The organism is Buttiauxella sp. AC142, from assembly GCF_979253435.1.
Map to the genome: position 1 here is coordinate 2,219,699 of NZ_CEEDCH010000001.1, position 20,041 is coordinate 2,239,739.

The following is a 20,041-nucleotide window of genomic DNA, read 5'->3' on the forward strand; positions in this document are numbered from 1 at the left end:
CTCTTAGCAGGTACGCAAAAATTGCAGCGATTGCTGATATGCCGCTGCCGGATCTTCCGCACGAATGCGGCCTTCGTAGACGATGTATCCGTCATAGCCATCAGCGCGAAGCTGTTCGAAGTGTTTTTTGAAATCAATGCTGCCGCTTCCCGGCTGGTAGCGGTGATTGTCTGCAATATGTACGTGGCCCAACAAATCGCGGTTTTTATGGAACGCCTGGCTGATATCGTCTTCTTCAATATTCATGTGATAGAAGTCGCCGATGATTTGCGTATGTTTTAGTTGGTTTTCTTCGATATATGAGCGCGCATCCGCCAGGGTATTGATCATATGATCCTGATAACGGTTGAGCGGTTCGAGGTACACCTTTGTGCCGGTACGCGCGGCAACTTCATCCAGATAACGCAGAGAATCACTCACGGCTTTACGGTCACCCGCCTGACTGCGCGGTGAGTTCATCGGCGGCAAACGATAGGTAAACATGCCCCACGCCGCAGGAACCACAATCCCCTTGCCGCCCACTTCTGCCAACGCTTCCAGAATGCGGGCGATCTGTTGCAGTCCGTTAAGGCGACGTTCTTCAATAAAATCGCCAATCCAGCCATCGTAGCCGCCACAAGCCGTGGTCACGGGTAGACCGGTTTCAGCAATTGCGGCTTTGACCGCCTGAACGTTTTCCACCAATAGCTTGCCGTCGATTTCAAAGCCGTCGAAGCCCATGGCTTTAATATATTTAAACTTTTCCAGAATATCTGGCGGGAAAAACGCCTGATTTTGAGTACCGATTTTCATGATTTAAGTCCTTTTAAATTAAAATAAAACGCCCATTTTGATGCTCAGGTCAGGGTGTTGATCGACGTACTTCATGTAGCTTTCCGCGCTGTCGTGGAAGGTGACGACCGGGTCAATCAGGTCTTCGCAATTGAGATAACCGTTCATCAGCAGTTCCCAGCAAGTTTCTTCGATACGTTTGCGATCCCAGCGCGGATAGTCCGGGTTTGGCTCGCTACTTCCGCGTGAGAAGACGATTTTTGCGTTGTTGAAATGCGCTTCGCGTCCGAGGTTGAAATCGTGGAAAGGTTTGGCGAAAGCGACGTAAGAGATGGTGCCGCCGTAGGCGATGCCGCGCAGAGCACCTTGCAGCGCCTGGTCATTACCGCTGGTTTCGATAATCACGTCAGCGCCAAGCTTGTTGGTGATTTTCTTGATTTCGAGTCCGACGTCGGTACCTATCGGGTTCAGGCAGAAATCTGCGCCGTGGCGGGTGGCGATTTCGCAGCGATGGGCAATAGGATCAACACCAATCACCACCGATGCACCCGCTTTCTTCGCCAACTGGACAGCAATCTGACCAATGGCGCCGAGGCCCACCACCACGACAAAATCCCCTACGCGCACATTACCGTCACGCACGCCGCTCATGGCGAACTGTGCCGGGTCGTAGCACACGGCATTTTTCCAGCTCGAACCGGCAGGCATTTTGCGCAATTTATAGTTGTTTACAGCATTCGCAATGACCGTTTCCTGCAATGGGCCATAAGTACAAACCTGGTCGCCGATTTGGTAGTCGGTGACATCAGAACCACGTTCTATGACCTCACCCACCACCATATTGCCGAGCTGAAATTTACCAAATTCTATGCCGCGAGCCGCCCCTTCAGCACGTGGGACAAACAGGTTCCACTCGCTGTTGAATTCCTCATCAATGAACGGGCTGGCGCCGCGGAAATCCACTACTTCGGTGCCGTGTTTTGGTGCGCCAAACGCGACTTTAATTTTGACTTCATGCGCCTGTACCGGGCGATCTTCATACTCGACTAACTGGGCTACGCGCGGTGCGCTTGCGATTAACTTCTTCATTGCTCAACTCCGATATTTAAATTATTGGGTGGTTAACCTTTTACGCCGCCTGCAGTCAGGCCGCTTTTGATAAACCGTTCCGATAACGCATACATCACCACCACCGGTAATGCGGTCACTAATGAGGCGGCCATCATTCTTCCCCACACATAATCAGGCGTACTGAACAGCGTGCTCAGGCCAACTGGCAATGTGAAGTTTTCAGAACTGGAGAGGAAAATAGAGGCAAACAGATAGTCGTTCCACGCCACCATAAAGCAGTAGACAAATACGGAAACCAGGCCGGATATCGCCAACGGCACCGTGATGTAAAAGATGATTTGCAGGCGGTTTAAGCCGTCCATCATTGCCGCTTCTTCAATTTCGTCCGGGATGGTGTCGAAGTAACTTTTCAACATAAACACGGCAGTCGGCAGCGTTTGCGTCACCATGGTGATGATCAACGCCAGTTCGGTGTCATAAATTCCCAGGGCGGTGATGATTTTAAATAGCGGCACCACCAGCAAAATTCCCGAAAACATATACACCGCATAGAAACTGGCATTGATGGTCATGCGCCCTTTAAAGCGCAGTTTGGAAAGTGCATACGCACCAAGAATGCCAATCAGCACCGCAATGGCGGAGGACGTTAACGAAACCACCAGACTGTTTTTGAAATAGGTCAAAAACGGGAAAATGAGCGGATTAAAAATGTCGATGTAATGCTGCAGCGTCCACGCCTGCGGGAAGATAGTCGGATGCAGGGAAATCGCTTCCTGCGAGCTTTTGAACGACGTCATCAACATGACAAAGAACGGGAACAGTGTGACCAGCAGGAACAGAGCCAGCCCGATGTAAAAGCCTACACGCCCGAGCAGTTTGCGGTTATTAGCAGTCATTTAAGATTTACCCGTTTTCTGGTCAGCAAGATGACGGCGAAGATGATGACGAACAACACCACAGAAATTGCAGCCGCCTTACCTAAGTCATTAAAGGCAAAGGCCGTTTTGTAGAGATAGACGCCCAGAATGTTTACTTTGGTGGTTAACAACCAGACATCGGCGAACATATAGAACATCCAGATGGTGCGCAGCGTGACCACGGTTGCCAGCACCGGCATAATCGCGGGCAGCGTAACGATTTTGAATTTCTGCCAGCCGTTAGCACCGTCCATTTCTGCTGCTTCATACAGCGATTTGTCGATAGTCTGCAAAATGGCAAGAAATGAGATAAAGGCATACGGGAAGTAGCGCCAGATGGCGAACAGCACCACCAGGAAGAAACTGCTACCGGGGTTATCGAACCACAGTGGCGCTTCGTTAAACAGGTGAAGCATGTCCACACCGAGGTAGTTCACAATGCCGTAGCCGCTGTTGAACATATATTTCCAGGCGAACACCAACGAAATAGACGGTGTGACGTAGGAAAGAATCACCAGCGAACGCGCCGTTTTGCGCAGACGAAATTCACGGTTGAAAAACAGCGCCACGCCAAGTCCCAGACCGGTGCTGCCGAGCACCACCAGTGCGGTGTACCAGAACGTGGTCCATAACGAGTGCCAGAAAGCGGAATCCGTCAGGATATTGATGTAGTTTTCTAATCCGATAAACCGGGCATTAATGTTCGGATTCAACGGTAAACGCAGAAAGCTTATTTCGATGTTCGACAGCATCGGCCAGGCGACCAGGCCACCCAGCAACAGCAAGCTGGGTGCGAGAAGCATCATGGCGAATGGCATGTCAGAGCGGCCAGAAAACCACTTCTTCATAATGACTTATCCTGTGGATCAGTGTTGTTTCATTAATTCAACGATGCGCTGCTGGCTTTTATCCAACGCTTGCGCCGTGGCCTGCTCGCCCACCGTCACCTGGTTCACCATCTCACTTAAAATGGCCGAACCGGTGATATCCCCCATGCGGGTAAAGTTCTTCTCACCCACCGAACCAAAGACCTGCACGTTAGCGAACTGCGCAATCAACTCATACGGGAGGGAACCAAAGGCTTTGATCACCTCGTTATTTTTGTAGCTATCGGTTTCGACCACCGCTTTGGTGACAGGCAGCGCCGCACCCGGTGACATCAATACCCAATCGGCAGAGTTCTGTGCTTTTTCCATGAAGGAGACGAATTTCTCGGCCGCTTCCGTCTCTTCTTTGCTTTGGCCTGAAGTGATGGTCAGAGAAGTGAGCATGCCGTACACCGCGGGTGATTTTTCCGTTGGCACGACAAAGCCCAAATCCTGCGGCGAGCCGTCTTTATAGAACGCAGGCAGGATGTAGGTGGAGTAGACGGCCATAGGCGCGGTGCCATTCATAAAGGCATCTTTAATTTCCATGACATCGTTGGAACCCGGCATGGTGTATTGCGCCAGATCCCGGTAGTAATTGAGTGATGCGAGCATTTCCGGGGAGTTAACCGTGACTTTCCCCGCAGCATCAAAGACGTTCGCCCCGTTGGAGAGCGCAAACTGTGAGAAGGTTTGTTCGGTCATCACGCTTTCAGCGGTAGGTAGCGCAATGCCATATTTTTTATTCGCCGTGTTGGTCATGCTGCGTGCGGCATTAAGCAATTCGGTCCAGTTTTTTGGCTCCGCGATTCCCGCTTTCGCCAGGGCAGATTTGCGATACCAGACACCACCTAACCACGCGCTAATTGGCACGCCAGTAAACGCCGCGGCATCTTCGGTGCGTACCACGCGCAGCACACCGTCATAGAAACTGTTTTCCCCGACACCTGCGATGACCATTTTCACCGCGTCCCTGTCAATAAGCTGTTCTTTATCCATGACTTTGGCGTAATCATGGCTCACTTCAATCACTTCCGGTAACGCCCCGGAGCGCGCAAGCGTGATGACCTTGGTGTTGTAAGCGTCTTCTTCAACCGGAACTTGCTTGACGATGATTTGTGGGTTTTCCTGGCTGAAACGCTCGATCAATTTGCTGATAACGGCCTGGCGTTCCTGCTCAACCGACGAATGCATAAATTCTATCGTGACCTGTTGAGGATCATCTTGTTTACATCCTGAGAGCAAAGCAGCGGCTATTAGTGCTGACAACAGCACCGTTTTAGACGTTTTCATGGTTATTTCCTTATATTAATAACTAAGCCATAACACCTGATAAGGTTGCATGTTGTAAGATTGCTTTCCGTTAATTTTTAGCCCGGTGATTAAGTCTTCGAAATTATTGTCCGGTAGCATGAAGGGCTGCGACACATGGCTTAAATTAAATAAGGCCAGGACGTTATCACCTTTATTTGAATGCCGTTTAATCACAAGCAAATTGTCATTAATACATTGCGTATTAAAAGAGCTGCCAGGATGAAATGCCGCCTGTTTTTTGCGAACATTAATCAGGTGCGATAATTTTTTATAGACCTGCTCACGCAATTCGTTTTCACCTGATAATTGGTTTTCAATTTCATGCAGTTCATATTTCTGGCGATTTATAGCCCGGTTGTAGCCCTGGCGTTCAACACCTGCATAATCGTTACGTGAACCAAGAATACTTTGAATGTATATTGCCGGGACGCCGGGGAATGCCAGCAAAATAGCATGTGCCAGGATAAATCTGGCCAGACGATCTTCGTCACTGCTATCTCGTCGATTTAACGCATCCATATACGTCACATTAACTTCATACGGACTACGTGTACCATCCGGATTATTCTTCCAGTTAACTAATGCGCCTTGCTCCTGCAGTTCGTTGACCAGGTGCAGAATATCTTCTTCAGGCAGAATTCCGCGTAACGGATTGAGGCCGATACCGTCGTGAGAAGCAAGGAAGTTAAACCAGGTGGTATTGTTGTTTTCTGCGGTTTCTAAAGACGCAGCCCATTGGCTTAACACCCTCGCAGAACCACTGTGTATAGCATGCAGAACCAACGGCGGCAGCGGGAATTGATACACCATATGCGCTTCGTCGTGACCGTTACCGAGGTAGGAAATATTGTCCTTGTGCGGAACGTTGGTTTCGGTAATCAGCACGGTGCCTGGTGCGACTTCATCAACAATAGCGCGGAAAAGTTTAACGAGTTGATGTGTTTTTTCCAGGTGAATACAACAGGTACCGGGTGTTTTCCACATATATCCCACCGCATCGAGGCGAATATAATCTGCCCCTGCGTTTAGGTAATGCAGCAAGACATCAACCATTGCCAGCAGTACTTGCGGATTGGCAAAGTTGAGGTCGATTTGGTCGTCGCTGAAAGTGGTCCAGATATGTTGTTTTGTGCCATCTGCCAGAATAAAGGGTGACAAGAGTGGCAATGCGCGAGGGCGTGTTACGGCTGACAAGTCAGATTCTGGATCCACTGATATAAAGAAATTCTTAAATTCAGGATTCCCTTCCAGATATTGCTGGAACCAACTGCTTTTCGCTGAAATATGATTGCACACAAAATCAAACATGAGCCTTGTTGATTTATTTAATTTTGCAATATCGTCCCAGTCGCCACATACAGGGTCAACCTGATGATAATCAATCACTGAAAAACCATCATCTGATGACCATGGATAAAATGGCAGCAGGTGTATATGTGAAAAACTCTTACTTAGCCATTGATTATAAAAGTCGCCCAATGTTTTTAAGGTTTTATCATTCAGATGATGAAATTGATCGGCATAGGTAATGAGCACCACATCACTTTCGTCCCAACCTTGCTTGCGGGTTTTCATCCTGACATGCTTGCCCTGCTCTACCCGTGAAATAAAAGTATCTGTAACTGATTTATTTAACGTGTTGTCATAAATTGATGACAGCAATTCTTTAATTTTCTGCATTTTTAGTTTTCTCATGGGAGCGGTACCACGAGAAGCGAGACTACTCCCGGTTTATTTTTCTGTCAACGCAGTGGGAAATGAAGATTAATATTTGTGAGGTAACGCAAATTAAAATGAAACGGCGGAGAATGGAAAGAGAGAGATGGGAATGTTCCGCTCAAAAACGAGCGGAACAGGCTGGTATGGAGTGTTACTTCACTGATGGGCTGTTGTAACGCGCTGAAACTTTGCGCAAAACTTTTGCCATCATGGGTTCAAGAATCAGTGCCAGCAGCATTTTCAGCGGGCGACGCGCTACCGATTTAACTGCCCAACCCGCGACGCTTGCAGGGCCATAACGTAGCGCCGTCAGCAACACTAATTTGCCAACGATTTTCAGGCCTGGCTTCGCTTTGTTCGCAGCCGTCTGGAATTTGGACATGTTATCTCCGGTGTAACGGTTAAGAATTTGCATGAGATCTGTTCGCCCTCACCCCGACCCTCTCCCCCAGGAGAGGGAGACAGTCTGAGGTTAAAGCTGGCGGAAGCGACTACGCAATGTGAAGGTATCAGAGGTGATGTAGCGCTCCATGGAGCGTAAACGCTGTTCACCGGCTGCTAATTCGGCATCTACTTCGTCCAGCAAATCACGGCTGGTCGGTTGTGGTGTTCCCTGCTCCGCACCCGCAGGCATGGGATCAAGGATAAAAGTCAGTGCGATGTAGGCGACCATAACAAAGAAAAACAGGCCAAAAATCATCGCTAAAACGGTAATCATTCGAACCAGTTTTACTGGCACATCAAGGTATTGCGCAATACCCGCACACACACCTTTCACCATGCCTTTTTCTGGAATGCGCCATAATTTACGACCGGAAATTGAATTCACCATTATTTGTCTCTCCAGTTCGGATGTTCTGCATCAAGAATCTGCTCCAGCGACTGAATGCGTTCACGCATACGGCGTGCCTCATCAGTCAATTGTGCCAAACGCTGTTGTTCGCCCTGGGATAACTGCCCACCATTTGCAGCGCGGTTGTTGTAGTGCAACCACAGCCAGATCGGGGCGACGAACAACACAAAAATCGTTAATGGAATGGCAAGAAAAAGCGCGCTCATGTGTACTCCTTTTACAAGTCAGGCAACGGCAGCATGATACCCATGCCGCCGTGTAATTAATTACCCACGATCCTGGTTGTTCATTTTAGCTTTCAGTGCAGCCAGTTGTTCGCTGATTTCATCATCTGCTTTCAGTTCAGCAAACTCTGTGTCGAGGCTTTTTTGCTTGCCAAAGCCGTGGCTTTCCGCTTCTGATTCCATCTGGTCGATGCGACGTTCAAACGATTCAAAACGCGCCATCGCTTCGTCGATTTTGCCGCTATCAAGCTGGCGACGAACATCACGTGAAGACGAAGCAGCCTGGTGACGCAGGGTCAGTGCCTGCTGGCGCGCGCGGGTTTCGCTGAGTTTATTCTCAAGCTCACCAATTTCTTTTTTCATGCGCGCCAGGGTTTCATCGACATGCGCCATTTCATCTTCCAGGGTGGCAATCATGTCAGTCATTTTTTGTTTTTCGATCAGTGCCGCACGCGCAAGATCTTCTTTATCTTTACGCAGCGCCAGTTCAGCTTTGTCCTGCCATTCGGCTTGCTGTGCGGTCGCTTGCTCTACACGACGAGAAAGCTGTTTCTTTTCTGCCAGCGCACGAGCCGAGGTGGAACGCACTTCAACCAGAGTGTCTTCCATTTCCTGAATCATCAGGCGCACCAACTTCTGTGGATCTTCTGCTTTCTCAAGCAGTGAGTTGATGTTGGCATTCACGATGTCGGCAAAACGAGAAAAAATACCCATAATTCAATCCTCTTTAGTCATTATTTCAGGTGCCCGGCACCTTGCTCGACAAAAATATTGCAATGGGTGTGCCAACTTTCTATTGCGTTGATTTTAAACGAAATGATTAAATTTGACTCATTACGCATAACGTTTATAGTGGTGATATTCACTAACTATTGGTTAATTTAATCATGGCAGATAGTAAAGATAACCTGATTGGCGAAGCGAACAGCTTTCTTGAAGTGCTGGAACAAGTCTCGCGGCTGGCACCACTTGAGAAACCCGTGTTGGTGATTGGTGAGCGCGGCACTGGCAAGGAATTGATTGCTAACCGTTTGCATTTTCTTTCACGTCGTTGGCAAGGGCCGTTTATCTCCCTGAACTGTGCGGCACTTAACGATAACCTGCTTGATTCAGAACTTTTCGGTCATGAAGCCGGGGCGTTTACCGGGGCGCAAAAACGCCATCCAGGCCGCTTTGAGCGGGCTGACGGCGGAACGCTTTTCCTTGATGAACTCGCCACCGCACCGATGATGGTGCAGGAAAAGCTGCTGCGTGTGGTGGAATATGGCGAGCTTGAGCGTGTGGGCGGCAGCCAGCCTTTGCAGGTCAATGTGCGCCTGGTGTGTGCGACAAACGCCGATCTGCCCCAACTGGCTGAAGAAGGCAAATTCCGTGCTGATCTCCTCGACCGCCTGGCTTTTGATGTCGTGAAACTGCCGCCGCTACGCGAGCGCCAGCCGGATATCATGTTAATGGCGGAGCATTTTGCGATCACCATGTGCCGCGAACTTGGCCTTCCCTTCTTCCCGGGCTTTACCGAAGAGGCGCAGTTAACCCTGCTGGATTACGCCTGGCCGGGAAATATCCGTGAGTTAAAAAACGTGGTGGAGCGTTCGGTTTATCGCCATGGTTCCAGTGACGAGCCGGTAGATGAAGTGATTCTCGACCCGTTTGCCCGAAAACCTGCGCCATTAAAGCAACAACAGGGAGAATTACCCCTGAGTCTGCCGATGGACCTTCGTGCCTGGCAAAACGAACAAGAAAAAATCCTGGTAGAACAAAGCCTGAAACAGGCGAAATATAACCAGCGTAAAGCGGCTGAATTGCTTGGGTTGACGTACCATCAATTGCGCGCATTGCTTAAAAAACATCAGATAGTTCAGGCCGAATAAACGTCCTTTGCGTTAACTTCAGAGTTGGGCAAATGCGGTAAACGCCGCAAAAAACAGCATTCCCCTGCTTTTTTTGCCGGCATTGTTGATAAAAAAAGCAAAATAGCCTGACATATTTTGGGAAGCCCTCCAGAGTGCGATACACTTTGGCTATCACCCGAGAAAACTCAAAAACTTATGCGCGGAATTGTATCCTCCCTGTTACTGGCGGTTAGCTGCCTGAGTGGCGCGGCATTTGCTGCCCCACCTGTTGAAAAGCCAGCAGATATCCGTAGCAGCGGATTTGTTTATTGTGTCAGCGGCCAGGTCAATACCTTTAATCCGCAAATGGCCAGCGGCGGCTTGATTGTCGACACCCTCGCCGCACAGTTGTATGACCGCTTACTGGATGTTGATCCCTACACCTATCGCCTGGTGCCTGAACTGGCTGAAAGCTGGGAAGTGCTGGATAACGGTGCCACTTACCGCTTCCATTTACGCTCAAATGTGCAATTCCAGACCACTCCGTGGTTTAAACCCACACGCGCATTGAATGCCGACGATGTGGTGTTCAGCTTCCAACGTGTTTTTGACCGCAAACACCCGTGGCATAACGTTAACGGCGGCAACTATCCCTATTTTGATAGTCTCCAGTTCCCGGACTCCGTGAAAAGTGTGCGTAAACTGGACAATAACACTGTCGAATTTCGTCTCGAAAAACCTGACGCCTCATTCCTGTGGCACATGGCAACGCACTATGCGTCCGTCATGTCAGCGGAATATGCCGCACAGCTGACTAAAGCCGATCGCCAGGAGTTGATGGACCGTCAGCCAGTAGGTACCGGGCCATTCCAGATTAGCGAGTATCGTGCCGGGCAGTACATTCGCCTGGCTCGCCACCAGAAATTCTGGCGCGGCGTGCCATTAATGCCGCAGGTCGTTCTGGACCTGGGGTCAGGCGGGACGGGCAGATTGTCTAAATTGCTGACGGGGGAATGTGATGTCTTGGCGTATCCTGCGGCCAGTCAGTTAACGATTTTGCGTGATGACCCGCGTCTACGGCTGACTTTGCGCCCAGGGATGAACATCGCGTATCTGGCGTTTAACACTAATAAAGCCCCGCTAAATAACCCGGCAGTGCGCCATGCGCTGGCGCTGGCTATCAATAACCAACGTCTGATGCAGTCGATTTATTACGGGACAGCCGAAACAGCCGCTTCTATTTTGCCCCGCGCTTCCTGGGCGTATGACAGTGATTCTAAAATTACCGAATACAATCCAGAAAAAGCCCGCCAGCAACTCAAAGCTCTCGGTCTGAATAACCTGGAATTACGCCTCTGGGTGCCGACCAGCTCTCAGGCGTGGAACCCAAGCCCGCTAAAAACGGCAGAGTTGATTCAGGCTGATATGGCGCAGATTGGGGTGAAGGTGATTATTGTGCCGGTCGAAGGTCGCTTCCAGGAAGCGCGTTTGATGGACATGAACCATGATTTGACGCTCGCCGGTTGGGCAACAGACAGTAACGATCCGGACAGTTTCTTCCGCCCGATGCTGAGCTGCGCCGCCATTCGTTCCCAGACCAACTATGCTCGCTGGTGTGATCCTAAGTTTGATCAAGTGCTACAGAAGGCACTGGCCTCTCAGCAACTGGCGTCACGCATTGAGGCTTATCGCGAAGCGCAGGATATTCTGGCAGCAGAATTGCCCGTGCTGCCACTGGCGTCATCGCTGCGTTTGCAAGCCTACCGCTATGACATTAAAGGCCTGGTGCTGAGTCCGTTTGGTAACGCATCGTTTGCGGGGGTTTCCCGTGAGAATGTTGAGGTGAAAAAACCATGATTATTTACACCTTGCGCCGCCTGCTATTGCTGCTGGTTACGCTGTTTTTTCTGACCTTTATTGGTTTTAGCCTCAACTACTTTACTCCCCACGCTCCGCTGCAGGGTGCATCGCTGTGGAACGCCTGGGTGTTCTGGTTTGAAAGTATCCTGCACTGGGATTTCGGCGTGTCCAGCATTAACGGCCAGTCGATAAACGAACAGTTACGCATGGTCTTCCCGGCCACTATGGAACTTTGCCTGCTGGCGTTTGGCCTCGCGCTACTGGTGGGTATTCCGGTAGGAATGTTGGCCGGAATCATGCGCAATAAATGGCAGGATAAACTGATCAGCGCCCTCGCTCTGTTAGGCTTCTCGATTCCGGTGTTCTGGTTTGCGCTCCTGCTGACGATGTTCTTCTCGTTAACGTTAGGTTGGCTACCGGTTTCCGGGCGTTTTGATTTGCTCTATGAAGTGAAGTCTGAGACAGGTTTTGCCCTGGTTGATGCCTGGCTGTCTGACTCGCCTTACCGCGAAGAGATGATCATGAGCGCCATTCGCCACATGATCTTGCCCGTGGTCGCACTGGCTGTCGCCCCGACCACCGAAGTGGTGCGTTTGATGCGTCTGAGCACCATTGAAGTGTTTGACCAAAACTATATAAAAGCAGCGGCAACGCGGGGTTTGTCACGCCTGACGATTTTGCATCGTCATGTCTTGCACAACGCCCTGCCGCCGGTCATTCCACGCCTCGGCCTGCAATTTTCAACCATGCTGACACTGGCAATGATCACCGAAGTGGTGTTCAGCTGGCCGGGTCTTGGACGCTGGCTTATCAACGCTATTCGCCAACAGGACTATACGGCCATTTCCGCAGGGGTCATGGTCATCGGTTCGTTGGTGATTATTGTGAACGTTATCTCCGATATTTTGGGTGCTATGGCAAACCCACTGACACATAAGGAATGGTATGCCTTACGATAGCGTCTATCGCGAGAAGCGACCGCCGAGCACGCTACGCCTGACATGGCGCAAGTTTTACGGCGACACCACGGCAATGATTGGCCTGTATGGTTGCGGGGCTTTGGTGCTGTTATGTGTATTTGGTGGCGTCTTTGCGCCGTATGGCATCGACCAGCAATTCCTCGGCTATCAATTGTTACCGCCTTCCTGGTCACGCTATGGCGATGTGTCGTTTTTCCTCGGCACCGATGATCTGGGCCGCGACGTTTTAAGCCGCTTATTAAATGGCGCCGCTCCTACCGTTGGTGGTGCGTTTGTGGTGACAATGGCTGCGGCCGTGTTCGGGATTATTCTCGGCGTTTTTGCGGGTTCAACACATGGCTTACGTTCTGCGGTGCTGAACCATATTCTCGACACGCTGCTGTCGATCCCTTCCCTGTTGCTGGCGATTATCGTGGTCGCGTTTGTCGGTCCGCACCTGGTTCACGCTATGTTTGCGGTGTGGCTGGCACTTTTGCCCCGCATGGTGCGCTCGGTTTACAGCGCGGTGCATGACGAACTGGAAAAGGATTATGTGGTTGCCGCCCGTCTGGATGGCGCATCGACGTTAAATATTCTTTGGTTTGCCGTGATGCCCAATACCGCCGCGATTCTGGTGACTGAAATTACCCGCGCGCTGTCGATGGCGATTCTTGATATTGCGGCCTTAGGTTTCCTGGATTTAGGCGCACAGCTCCCGTCCCCGGAATGGGGTTCCATGTTGGGTGACGCGCTGGAGCTGATTTATGTCGCTCCGTGGACGGTTATGCTGCCAGGAGTGGCTATCATGATCAGTGTGCTGCTGGTCAACCTGCTGGGCGATGGTTTACGCCGCGCAATCAATGCGGGGGTGCAATAATGCCATTACTTGATATTCGAAATCTGACCATCGAATTTATGACATCCGAAGGTTGGGTTAAAGCGGTAGACCGCGTCAGTATGACCCTGAACGAAGGGGAAATCCGCGGTTTAGTCGGCGAGTCTGGTTCAGGAAAAAGCCTGATTGCCAAAGCCATTTGCGGTGTCACCAAAGATAACTGGCGCGTCACCGCCGACCGTATGCGGTTTGACGACATCGACCTGCTACGCTTGAGTGGCCGCGAGCGTCGACGCCTGGTCGGCCATAACGTTTCGATGATTTTCCAGGAGCCGCAATCGTGTCTGGATCCTTCAGAGCGAGTGGGCCGCCAACTTACGCAGAATATTCCCGGCTGGACGTATAAAGGCCGCTGGTGGAAACGGTTTGGCTGGCGTAAACGCCGGGCGATAGAGCTGCTTCACCGTGTCGGGATTAAAGATCACAAAGATGCGATGCGCAGTTATCCGTACGAACTGACCGACGGCGAATGCCAGAAAGTGATGATTGCCATTGCGCTGGCGAATCAGCCACGTTTGTTGATTGCCGATGAGCCGACAAACGCCATGGAACCGACGACTCAACTCCAAATTTTCAAATTGCTGACCCGTCTGAACCAGTACAACAACACCACGATTTTATTGATCAGCCACGACTTGCAGATGTTGAGCCAGTGGGCCGATAAAATTAACGTGATGTACTGCGGGCAAACGGTGGAGAGTGCCACAAGCGAAGATCTTATTGCCACGCCGCACCACCCGTATACCCAGGCGCTAATCCGCGCCATCCCGGACTTTGGTAGCCCGATGCCGCCCAAAAGCCGACTGAATACCATGACGGGCGCGATCCCTTTACTGGAGCATTTACCGATGGGTTGCCGGCTCGGGCCGCGCTGCCCTTACGCACAACGTGAATGCATCGAAACGCCACGTCTGATGGGGGCAAAAAACCATCTTTATGCCTGCCACTTCCCGCTGAATATGGAGAGTCAGTAATGGTCGAAACGCTGCTCGAAGTCCGTAATTTAAGTAAAACGTTTCGTTACCGTACGGGGCTGTTCCATCGTCAGCATGTTGACGCCGTTAAACCGCTGAGTTTCACCCTGCGAGAAAAACAGACGCTGGCGATTATTGGTGAGAACGGCTCAGGCAAATCAACGCTGGCGAAAATGCTCGCAGGGATGATTGAACCCACGACCGGCGAGATGGTGATCGACGACCATTTACTGCATTACGGCGACTATACCTACCGTAGCCAGCATATTCGCATGATTTTCCAGGACCCAAGCACGTCGCTTAATCCGCGCCAGCGTATTTCGCAGATCCTCGATTTCCCGCTGCGACTGAATACAGACCTGGAGCCGGAAGCGCGAAATAAGCAGATTATCGAAACGCTACGCATGGTCGGTTTGCTGCCCGATCATGCCAGTTATTACCCGCACATGCTCGCGCCTGGTCAAAAACAGCGTCTGGGTCTGGCGCGTGCGTTAATTCTGCGCCCGAAAGTGATTATTGCCGATGAAGCGCTGGCTTCACTCGATATGTCGATGCGTTCGCAACTGATCAACCTGATGCTTGAACTTCAGGAAAAACAGGGCATTGCCTATATTTACGTGACTCAACATATCGGGATGATGAAACACATCAGCGACCAGGTGATGGTGATGCACCAGGGTGAAGTCGTTGAGCGTGGCAGCACGGCGGATGTTCTCGCCTCGCCACTGCATGATTTAACCAAACGCCTGATTACCAGCCACTTTGGTGAAGCACTGACGGCGGATGCATGGCGAAAAGATCGCTAGTTATCAGGGAAGTAAGTCGGATGGCGCTTCGCTTATCCGACCTACAAAACTCATCTCAACTTTTTGCCTCAACATACCGCGCAAAATTATCCAGAATCGCCTGCCAGCCGTTCTTCTGGTGTTCAACGGGGTATTGTTGATCCGGGTCGAAATCCAGACGCACATCTACGCCATCGGCGGTTTGAGTAAATTCCACTTTCGCTTCGCGATCTCCGAAGGTGTACTCAATGAGTTGTAGCGGCACGATGCGGGTATAAACTCCAGAAAAATCAAACCCCATGCTGCCGTCTTTAGCTTCCATGCGGAATGAAAACGCCCCGCCTTCTCTGAAATCAGCGGCTGCCGTTGGCGTGTGCCAGTCGGATGAAGCGGTGTTCCATTGCTTAACATCTTCCGGATTGATGTAGGCCTGCCAGACTTTTTCAACTGGCGCGTTAACGCGAGTTTCAACAGTAATTTTCATCAATACTCTCCGGTTTCTCTGTTTTGTAGGGTGAGGTTTAAGTTTACTGCGGCTTTTATATTTTGCTTTGGCGTGAACGTAACAGGAATGACCTCTGGCGACGTGATAACCAGTTAACCGGAGCCAGAAAAATAAGGTGACACAACAGGCGCTGAGTGGGATATAATTTCACTTTCGTGTTGAAAAATTGTGACGAATCAATCGTAAGCTTGTGATTGTTAAGTCATAAAATTAGCAGAAACTATAAGGATTCAAAGCTATGGGTTTTCTTACCGGTAAACGCATTCTGATCACTGGCGTCGCCAGTAAACTCTCCATTGCCTACGGTATCGCACAGGCTATGCACCGCGAAGGTGCTGAATTGGCTTTCACTTACCAGAATGAAAAACTGAAAGGCCGTGTGGAAGGTTTTGCTGCGGACCTGGGTTCAAGCCTGGTTCTGCCGTGCGACGTGGCAGAAGATGCAAGCATCGACGCGATGTTTGCTGAGCTTGCGAAAAGCTGGCCGAAGTTTGACGGTTTCGTTCACTCAATTGGCTTCGCACCAGGCGATCAGTTAGATGGCGACTACGTGAATGCAGTTACCCGCGAAGGCTTCAAAATTGCTCACGACATCAGCTCCTACAGCTTTGTAGCAATGGCTAAAGTTTGCCGTGAAATGCTGAACCCTGGTTCTGCACTGCTGACTCTGTCTTACCTGGGCGCTGAGCGTGCTATCCCTAACTACAACGTTATGGGTCTGGCTAAAGCGTCTCTGGAAGCTAACGTGCGCTATATGGCGAACGCGATGGGTCCAGAAGGCGTGCGTGTGAACGCAATTTCTGCGGGTCCAATCCGTACTCTGGCGGCATCTGGCATTAAAGATTTCCGTAAAATGCTGTCACATTGCGAAGCGGTAACGCCGATTCGTCGTACCGTGACCATTGAAGATGTAGGCAACTCAGCAGCATTCCTGTGCTCTGATCTGTCTGCCGGTGTTTCCGGTGAAGTCCTGCACGTTGACGGCGGCTTCAGCATCGCTGCAATGAACGAACTGGAACTGAAAGACTAATTCCGTTCGCAACGGGGCGGCGTTCGTCCGCCCTGTTCTTCTTTTCCCTCTCTGGCAGTTATTCTTTTCTGATATTTGTTATCTCCTATCATTCTTTTGTCGTGTTCCGTGGTTACGCCAGGATAAAGCAGCTAACCAGGCCGTCAGGTGTTTTACCCGGGCTTGTAAACTCTTTGACCAAGGAACGACCATGGAACAACGCCGAATCTCTGGCAAAGGCCACTGGTATCATGAAACTCAATCCAGCCGCAGCGACGCCGTATTACCGTTAGTTCCTGAGGCCGCATTCATTCAGGACCGCTTTTTGCTCGACCTGGCGCTCAGTATTGAGCAACGTACGACTGAAGCAGACTGGCTTTGCGTCGCGCGCAATGCCGCTGAATGTTTGCTGCCGGAAAGCACCCCTGTTACGCGCTTGAACACGCTAAGTTGCTATGACCGTCTGAGTACAGCTCTGACTGTCGCCCAGGTTTACGGCGTTCAGCGTCTGTGTAACCACTATGCCGCCCGCCTTGCCCCGCAACCGGGTCCTGACTCCTCCCGCGAGAGCAATCGTCGCCTGACGCAGATCACGCAGTACGCTCGCCAACTGGCCAGTCAGCCTACGTTAATTGATGACAATTCGCGCCAGCAGCTCGATGAAGTCGCGCTCTCAATAAATGACATCGTTACGTTTAATCAACTGATTGGCTTTATCGGTTTTCAGGCTCGCGTGATTGCTGTGTTTCAGGCGCTCCAGGGGCTTCCTGTACGCTGGTTGCCGGGTCTTGATATGCAACAGGACGCCAGTGCAGAGTTATTCCTCGAAGGTGATAAATCCTGGCAGCCCGCTTTGCCTGCGGTAGAACAGCGCTATGCCAATAGCCAACAATTAGAGGCAATCAATTTCAGTGAACCTCAGCAAGCGTTGCGAGACTTAAGCGGATTGTTGGCAAACGATGTGTCAGCGCTTCACGCATTGAGCCAGTTGACCCGATTATTTTGCCTGCCGACAGCTCAGGCTAATGACGATACGATTCTGGTTGGGCTGTTGACCGCACGCATTAATGGCAGCGTGAGTTGCTTTACAGATTTTGCACTTGCCTGGCGTGGTGAAAGTCATCTGCCAGAAACCATGCGCAATGGTGAAAGAGCGTTACAGGCGTGGTGCCATAACCACCCGCGTGAACGGGCAATCATCCAGGCAGTGCGTGTGTTAACGCGATCGCCTGGCAGCTTTAGCGCCGCCCAGCTTCAACCCTTGTACGAGCAGGGTTTTAATGAGCATGACATTGTAAAATTACTTGTCAGTTCAGGGCTATACGGCTGGTTGAATCGGCTAAAAATCGGGCTGGGTAATGCCAGTTCAGCATGAGCTAACACGTGCTTTTGCGGCAAACAGCGCTTGCCGCAAAGGGTGGTTTCGCGTAAAACTGTCAGCCGCTCTTTTGGCCACGAAAACTAAAAAACATGTTCCAGGATAATCCGCTGCTCGCGCAGCTTAAACAGCAACTGCATTCCCAAACTCCACGCGTTGAAGGCGTGGTTAAAGGCACGGAAAAAGGCTTTGGCTTCCTCGAAGTGGATTCCCAGAAAAGTTACTTTATTCCGCCACCGCAGATGAAAAAAGTGATGCACGGTGACCGCGTGAGCGCGGTGATTCATACCGAAAAGGACCGCGAAATCGCTGAGCCAGAAGAGCTTATCGAACCGTTCCTCAGCCGGTTTGTTGGCCGTGTGCAACGTAAAGACGACCGTCTGACAATTGTTCCGGACCACCCATTGCTGCGCGATGCGATTCAGTGTCGAGCTGACCGTAACGTCACCCATGATTTCCAGAATGGTGACTGGGCCGTCGCAGAGATGAAGCGCCATCCGTTGAAAGGGGATCGCGGTTTCTATGCTGATTTGACTCAATTCATCACTTCCGGTGACGATCACCTTGCACCATGGTGGGTGACACTGTCACGCCACAATCTTGAGCGTGAAGCGCCTAATGGCGTAGCGACTGAAATGCTCGACGAAGGCCTGGTGCGTGAAGATTTAACCGCCCTGGATTTTGTCACCATTGATAGCGCTAGCACCGAAGATATGGATGATGCGCTGTTTGTTGAAGAACTTGCCGACGGCAAACTGCAACTGACCGTCGCGATTGCCGATCCAACCGCCTGGATTGAAGAAGGCAGCAAGCTTGACGATATCGCGAAAGTTCGCGCCTTCACAAACTACTTGCCGGGCTTCAACATCCCGATGCTGCCACGCGAATTGTCGGACGATTTATGTTCGCTGCGCCCTAATGTCACGCGCCCTGTTGTGGCGTGCCGCATGGTTATCGCGCAGGACGGTAGCATCGAGAGCGAGATTAACTTCTTCGTCGCCACCATCGAATCAAAAGCCAAACTGGCATATGACGATGTGTCCGACTGGTTAGAAGAAAAAGGCGACTGGCAGCCACCATCTGAAGCCATAGCTAAACAAATTCGCCTGCTCGAGCGTGTTTGCCTGAGCCGTGCTGACTGGCGCCGCACTCACGCGTTGGTGTTTAAAGACCGCCCAGATTACCGCTTTGTATTAGGCGAGAAAGGCGAAGTGCTGGATATCGTTTCCGAGCCACGTCGTATCGCTAACCGCATCGTAGAAGAATCAATGATTGCGGCAAACGTCTGTGCGGCCATCGTGCTGCGTGAAAAGCTTGGTTTCGGCGTTTATAACGTCCACACCGGTTTTGACCCGGCAAACATCGAACAACTTGCCACGATGCTGCAAGGTCATGGCCTTGAAGTTAACGCGCAAGAAGTGCTGACGCTTAACGGTTTCTGCAAACTGCGCCGTGAACTCGATGCACAGCCAACCGGATTCCTTGATAGCCGTATTCGTCGTTATCAGTCGTTTGCTGAAATCAGCACCGAGCCGGGTCCGCATTACGGTTTGGGTCTTGAAGCTTACGCCACCTGGACTTCACCGATTCGTAAATACGGCGATATGATTAACCATCGCCTGCTAAAAGCGATTATCAAAGGTGAAACGGCATCACGTCCGCAAGATGAAATTACGGTACAAATGGCGGAACGCCGCCGTCTGAACCGCATGGCTGAACGTGATGTTGGCGACTGGCTGTATGCTCGTTTCCTGCAAGATAAAGCGGGAACGGATACCAAATTTGCCGCAGAGATTATTGATGTCAGCCGTGGCGGAATGCGTGTTCGCCTGATTGATAACGGTGCGGTTGCCTTTATCCCTGCCCCGTTTATTCACTCAGTGCGTGATGAAATGGTGTGCAGCCAGGAATTAGGCACTGTGCAAATCAAGGGCGAAGTGGCTTACAAAGTCACTGACGTGATTGATGTCACCATCGCGGAAGTTCGTATGGAAACCCGCAGCGTGATAGCTCGCCCCGCTGCCTGATATCAAGTTTGTGAACCATCGTTAAAAAGCTGAACTTTATGTTCGGCTTTTTTTTGATTTCTTTCACGGTTACTGATTTACA

The 20,041-nt window shown here is 50.9% G+C and carries 20 protein-coding genes; 9 read left to right on the plus strand and 11 right to left on the minus strand.

From position 1 onward, the window contains the following. Window positions 1–3 precede the first annotated feature (3 nt). From AC0IWZ_RS10185 to pspA, 10 genes are all read right to left on the minus strand, one after another. Window positions 4–792, minus strand: a complete 789-nt coding sequence (locus AC0IWZ_RS10185) for a sugar phosphate isomerase/epimerase family protein (protein ID WP_471677405.1) — start codon at window positions 790–792, stop codon at window positions 4–6. 18 nt (window positions 793–810) lie between these two features. Beyond that, window positions 811–1,860 carry a zinc-dependent alcohol dehydrogenase gene (locus AC0IWZ_RS10190; RefSeq protein ID WP_034495589.1) on the minus strand — a complete coding sequence of 350 codons (1,050 nt, stop codon included), beginning with the start codon at window positions 1,858–1,860 and terminating at the stop codon, window positions 811–813. Between the two features lie 32 nt (window positions 1,861–1,892). Beyond that, window positions 1,893–2,738 carry a carbohydrate ABC transporter permease gene (locus AC0IWZ_RS10195; RefSeq protein ID WP_034495592.1) on the minus strand — a complete coding sequence of 282 codons (846 nt, stop codon included), beginning with the start codon at window positions 2,736–2,738 and terminating at the stop codon, window positions 1,893–1,895. Beyond that, window positions 2,735–3,607 carry a carbohydrate ABC transporter permease gene (locus tag AC0IWZ_RS10200; RefSeq protein WP_471677404.1) on the minus strand — a complete coding sequence of 291 codons (873 nt, stop codon included), beginning with the start codon at window positions 3,605–3,607 and terminating at the stop codon, window positions 2,735–2,737. The genes AC0IWZ_RS10195 and AC0IWZ_RS10200 overlap by 4 nt, the downstream gene beginning before the upstream one ends. Before the next feature lie 18 nt (window positions 3,608–3,625). Continuing rightward, the gene (locus tag AC0IWZ_RS10205; RefSeq protein ID WP_471677403.1) at window positions 3,626–4,918 is read right to left on the minus strand and encodes an ABC transporter substrate-binding protein; all 1,293 of its coding nucleotides are present in this window, start codon (window positions 4,916–4,918) and stop codon (window positions 3,626–3,628) included. A 15-nt stretch (window positions 4,919–4,933) separates the two neighbouring features. Continuing rightward, a complete protein-coding gene (locus AC0IWZ_RS10210) occupies window positions 4,934–6,619 on the minus strand; it encodes a sugar phosphorylase (RefSeq protein WP_471677402.1) in 1,686 nt (561 codons plus the stop codon). A gap of 190 nt (window positions 6,620–6,809) precedes the next feature. Then, window positions 6,810–7,073 carry a phage shock protein PspD gene (gene pspD, locus AC0IWZ_RS10215; RefSeq protein ID WP_471677401.1) on the minus strand — a complete coding sequence of 88 codons (264 nt, stop codon included), beginning with the start codon at window positions 7,071–7,073 and terminating at the stop codon, window positions 6,810–6,812. A 57-nt stretch (window positions 7,074–7,130) separates the two neighbouring features. Next, a complete protein-coding gene (pspC, locus tag AC0IWZ_RS10220) occupies window positions 7,131–7,490 on the minus strand; it encodes an envelope stress response membrane protein PspC (RefSeq protein WP_034495602.1) in 360 nt (119 codons plus the stop codon). Beyond that, the gene (gene pspB / locus AC0IWZ_RS10225; RefSeq protein WP_034495605.1) at window positions 7,490–7,717 is read right to left on the minus strand and encodes an envelope stress response membrane protein PspB; all 228 of its coding nucleotides are present in this window, start codon (window positions 7,715–7,717) and stop codon (window positions 7,490–7,492) included. The genes pspC and pspB overlap by 1 nt, the downstream gene beginning before the upstream one ends. Before the next feature lie 60 nt (window positions 7,718–7,777). Next, window positions 7,778–8,449 carry a phage shock protein PspA gene (gene pspA, locus AC0IWZ_RS10230; RefSeq protein ID WP_115628474.1) on the minus strand — a complete coding sequence of 224 codons (672 nt, stop codon included), beginning with the start codon at window positions 8,447–8,449 and terminating at the stop codon, window positions 7,778–7,780. Between the two features lie 158 nt (window positions 8,450–8,607). On the opposite strand from pspA, the gene pspF reads away from it, so the two are divergent. The 6 genes from pspF to sapF all read left to right on the plus strand — a co-directional run bounded on the left by pspF (window position 8,608) and on the right by sapF (window position 15,061). Next, the gene (gene pspF / locus AC0IWZ_RS10235) at window positions 8,608–9,606 is read left to right on the plus strand and encodes a phage shock protein operon transcriptional activator (protein ID WP_410372872.1); all 999 of its coding nucleotides are present in this window, start codon (window positions 8,608–8,610) and stop codon (window positions 9,604–9,606) included. A gap of 177 nt (window positions 9,607–9,783) precedes the next feature. Next, window positions 9,784–11,424, plus strand: coding sequence for an ABC transporter substrate-binding protein SapA (sapA, locus tag AC0IWZ_RS10240; protein WP_034495613.1), 1,641 nt, complete (start codon window positions 9,784–9,786; stop codon window positions 11,422–11,424). Further along, window positions 11,421–12,386, plus strand: coding sequence for a putrescine export ABC transporter permease SapB (sapB, locus tag AC0IWZ_RS10245; RefSeq protein WP_034495615.1), 966 nt, complete (start codon window positions 11,421–11,423; stop codon window positions 12,384–12,386). Before sapA ends, sapB begins: the two co-directional genes overlap by 4 nt. Continuing rightward, complete coding sequence (gene sapC / locus AC0IWZ_RS10250) at window positions 12,373–13,263, plus strand: putrescine export ABC transporter permease SapC (RefSeq protein ID WP_471677400.1); 891 nt, start codon at window positions 12,373–12,375, stop codon at window positions 13,261–13,263. The genes sapB and sapC overlap by 14 nt, the downstream gene beginning before the upstream one ends. Next, on the plus strand, window positions 13,263–14,255 hold the full coding sequence (sapD, locus tag AC0IWZ_RS10255; RefSeq protein WP_034495620.1) for a putrescine export ABC transporter ATP-binding protein SapD: 993 nt from the start codon (window positions 13,263–13,265) through the stop codon (window positions 14,253–14,255). The genes sapC and sapD overlap by 1 nt, the downstream gene beginning before the upstream one ends. After that, entirely contained in the window at window positions 14,255–15,061 is an 807-nt protein-coding gene (gene sapF / locus AC0IWZ_RS10260) for a putrescine export ABC transporter ATP-binding protein SapF (protein WP_034495623.1), read from the plus strand. Before sapD ends, sapF begins: the two co-directional genes overlap by 1 nt. A 55-nt stretch (window positions 15,062–15,116) precedes the next feature. On the opposite strand, the gene AC0IWZ_RS10265 is transcribed toward sapF, so the two are convergent. Beyond that, window positions 15,117–15,524 (minus strand): SRPBCC domain-containing protein, encoded by a 408-nt coding sequence (locus AC0IWZ_RS10265; RefSeq protein WP_471677399.1) that lies wholly within the window; start codon window positions 15,522–15,524, stop codon window positions 15,117–15,119. 259 nt (window positions 15,525–15,783) lie between these two features. On the opposite strand from AC0IWZ_RS10265, the gene fabI reads away from it, so the two are divergent. From fabI to AC0IWZ_RS10280, 3 genes are all read left to right on the plus strand, one after another. Beyond that, entirely contained in the window at window positions 15,784–16,575 is a 792-nt protein-coding gene (fabI, locus tag AC0IWZ_RS10270; RefSeq protein WP_034495629.1) for an enoyl-ACP reductase FabI, read from the plus strand. A 190-nt stretch (window positions 16,576–16,765) separates the two neighbouring features. Next, window positions 16,766–17,929 carry a CMD domain-containing protein gene (locus tag AC0IWZ_RS10275; protein ID WP_471677398.1) on the plus strand — a complete coding sequence of 388 codons (1,164 nt, stop codon included), beginning with the start codon at window positions 16,766–16,768 and terminating at the stop codon, window positions 17,927–17,929. Window positions 17,930–18,024: 95 nt separating this feature from the next. Continuing rightward, entirely contained in the window at window positions 18,025–19,959 is a 1,935-nt protein-coding gene (locus tag AC0IWZ_RS10280; RefSeq protein ID WP_471677397.1) for an exoribonuclease II, read from the plus strand. The last annotated feature ends 82 nt before the right edge of the window (window positions 19,960–20,041 follow it).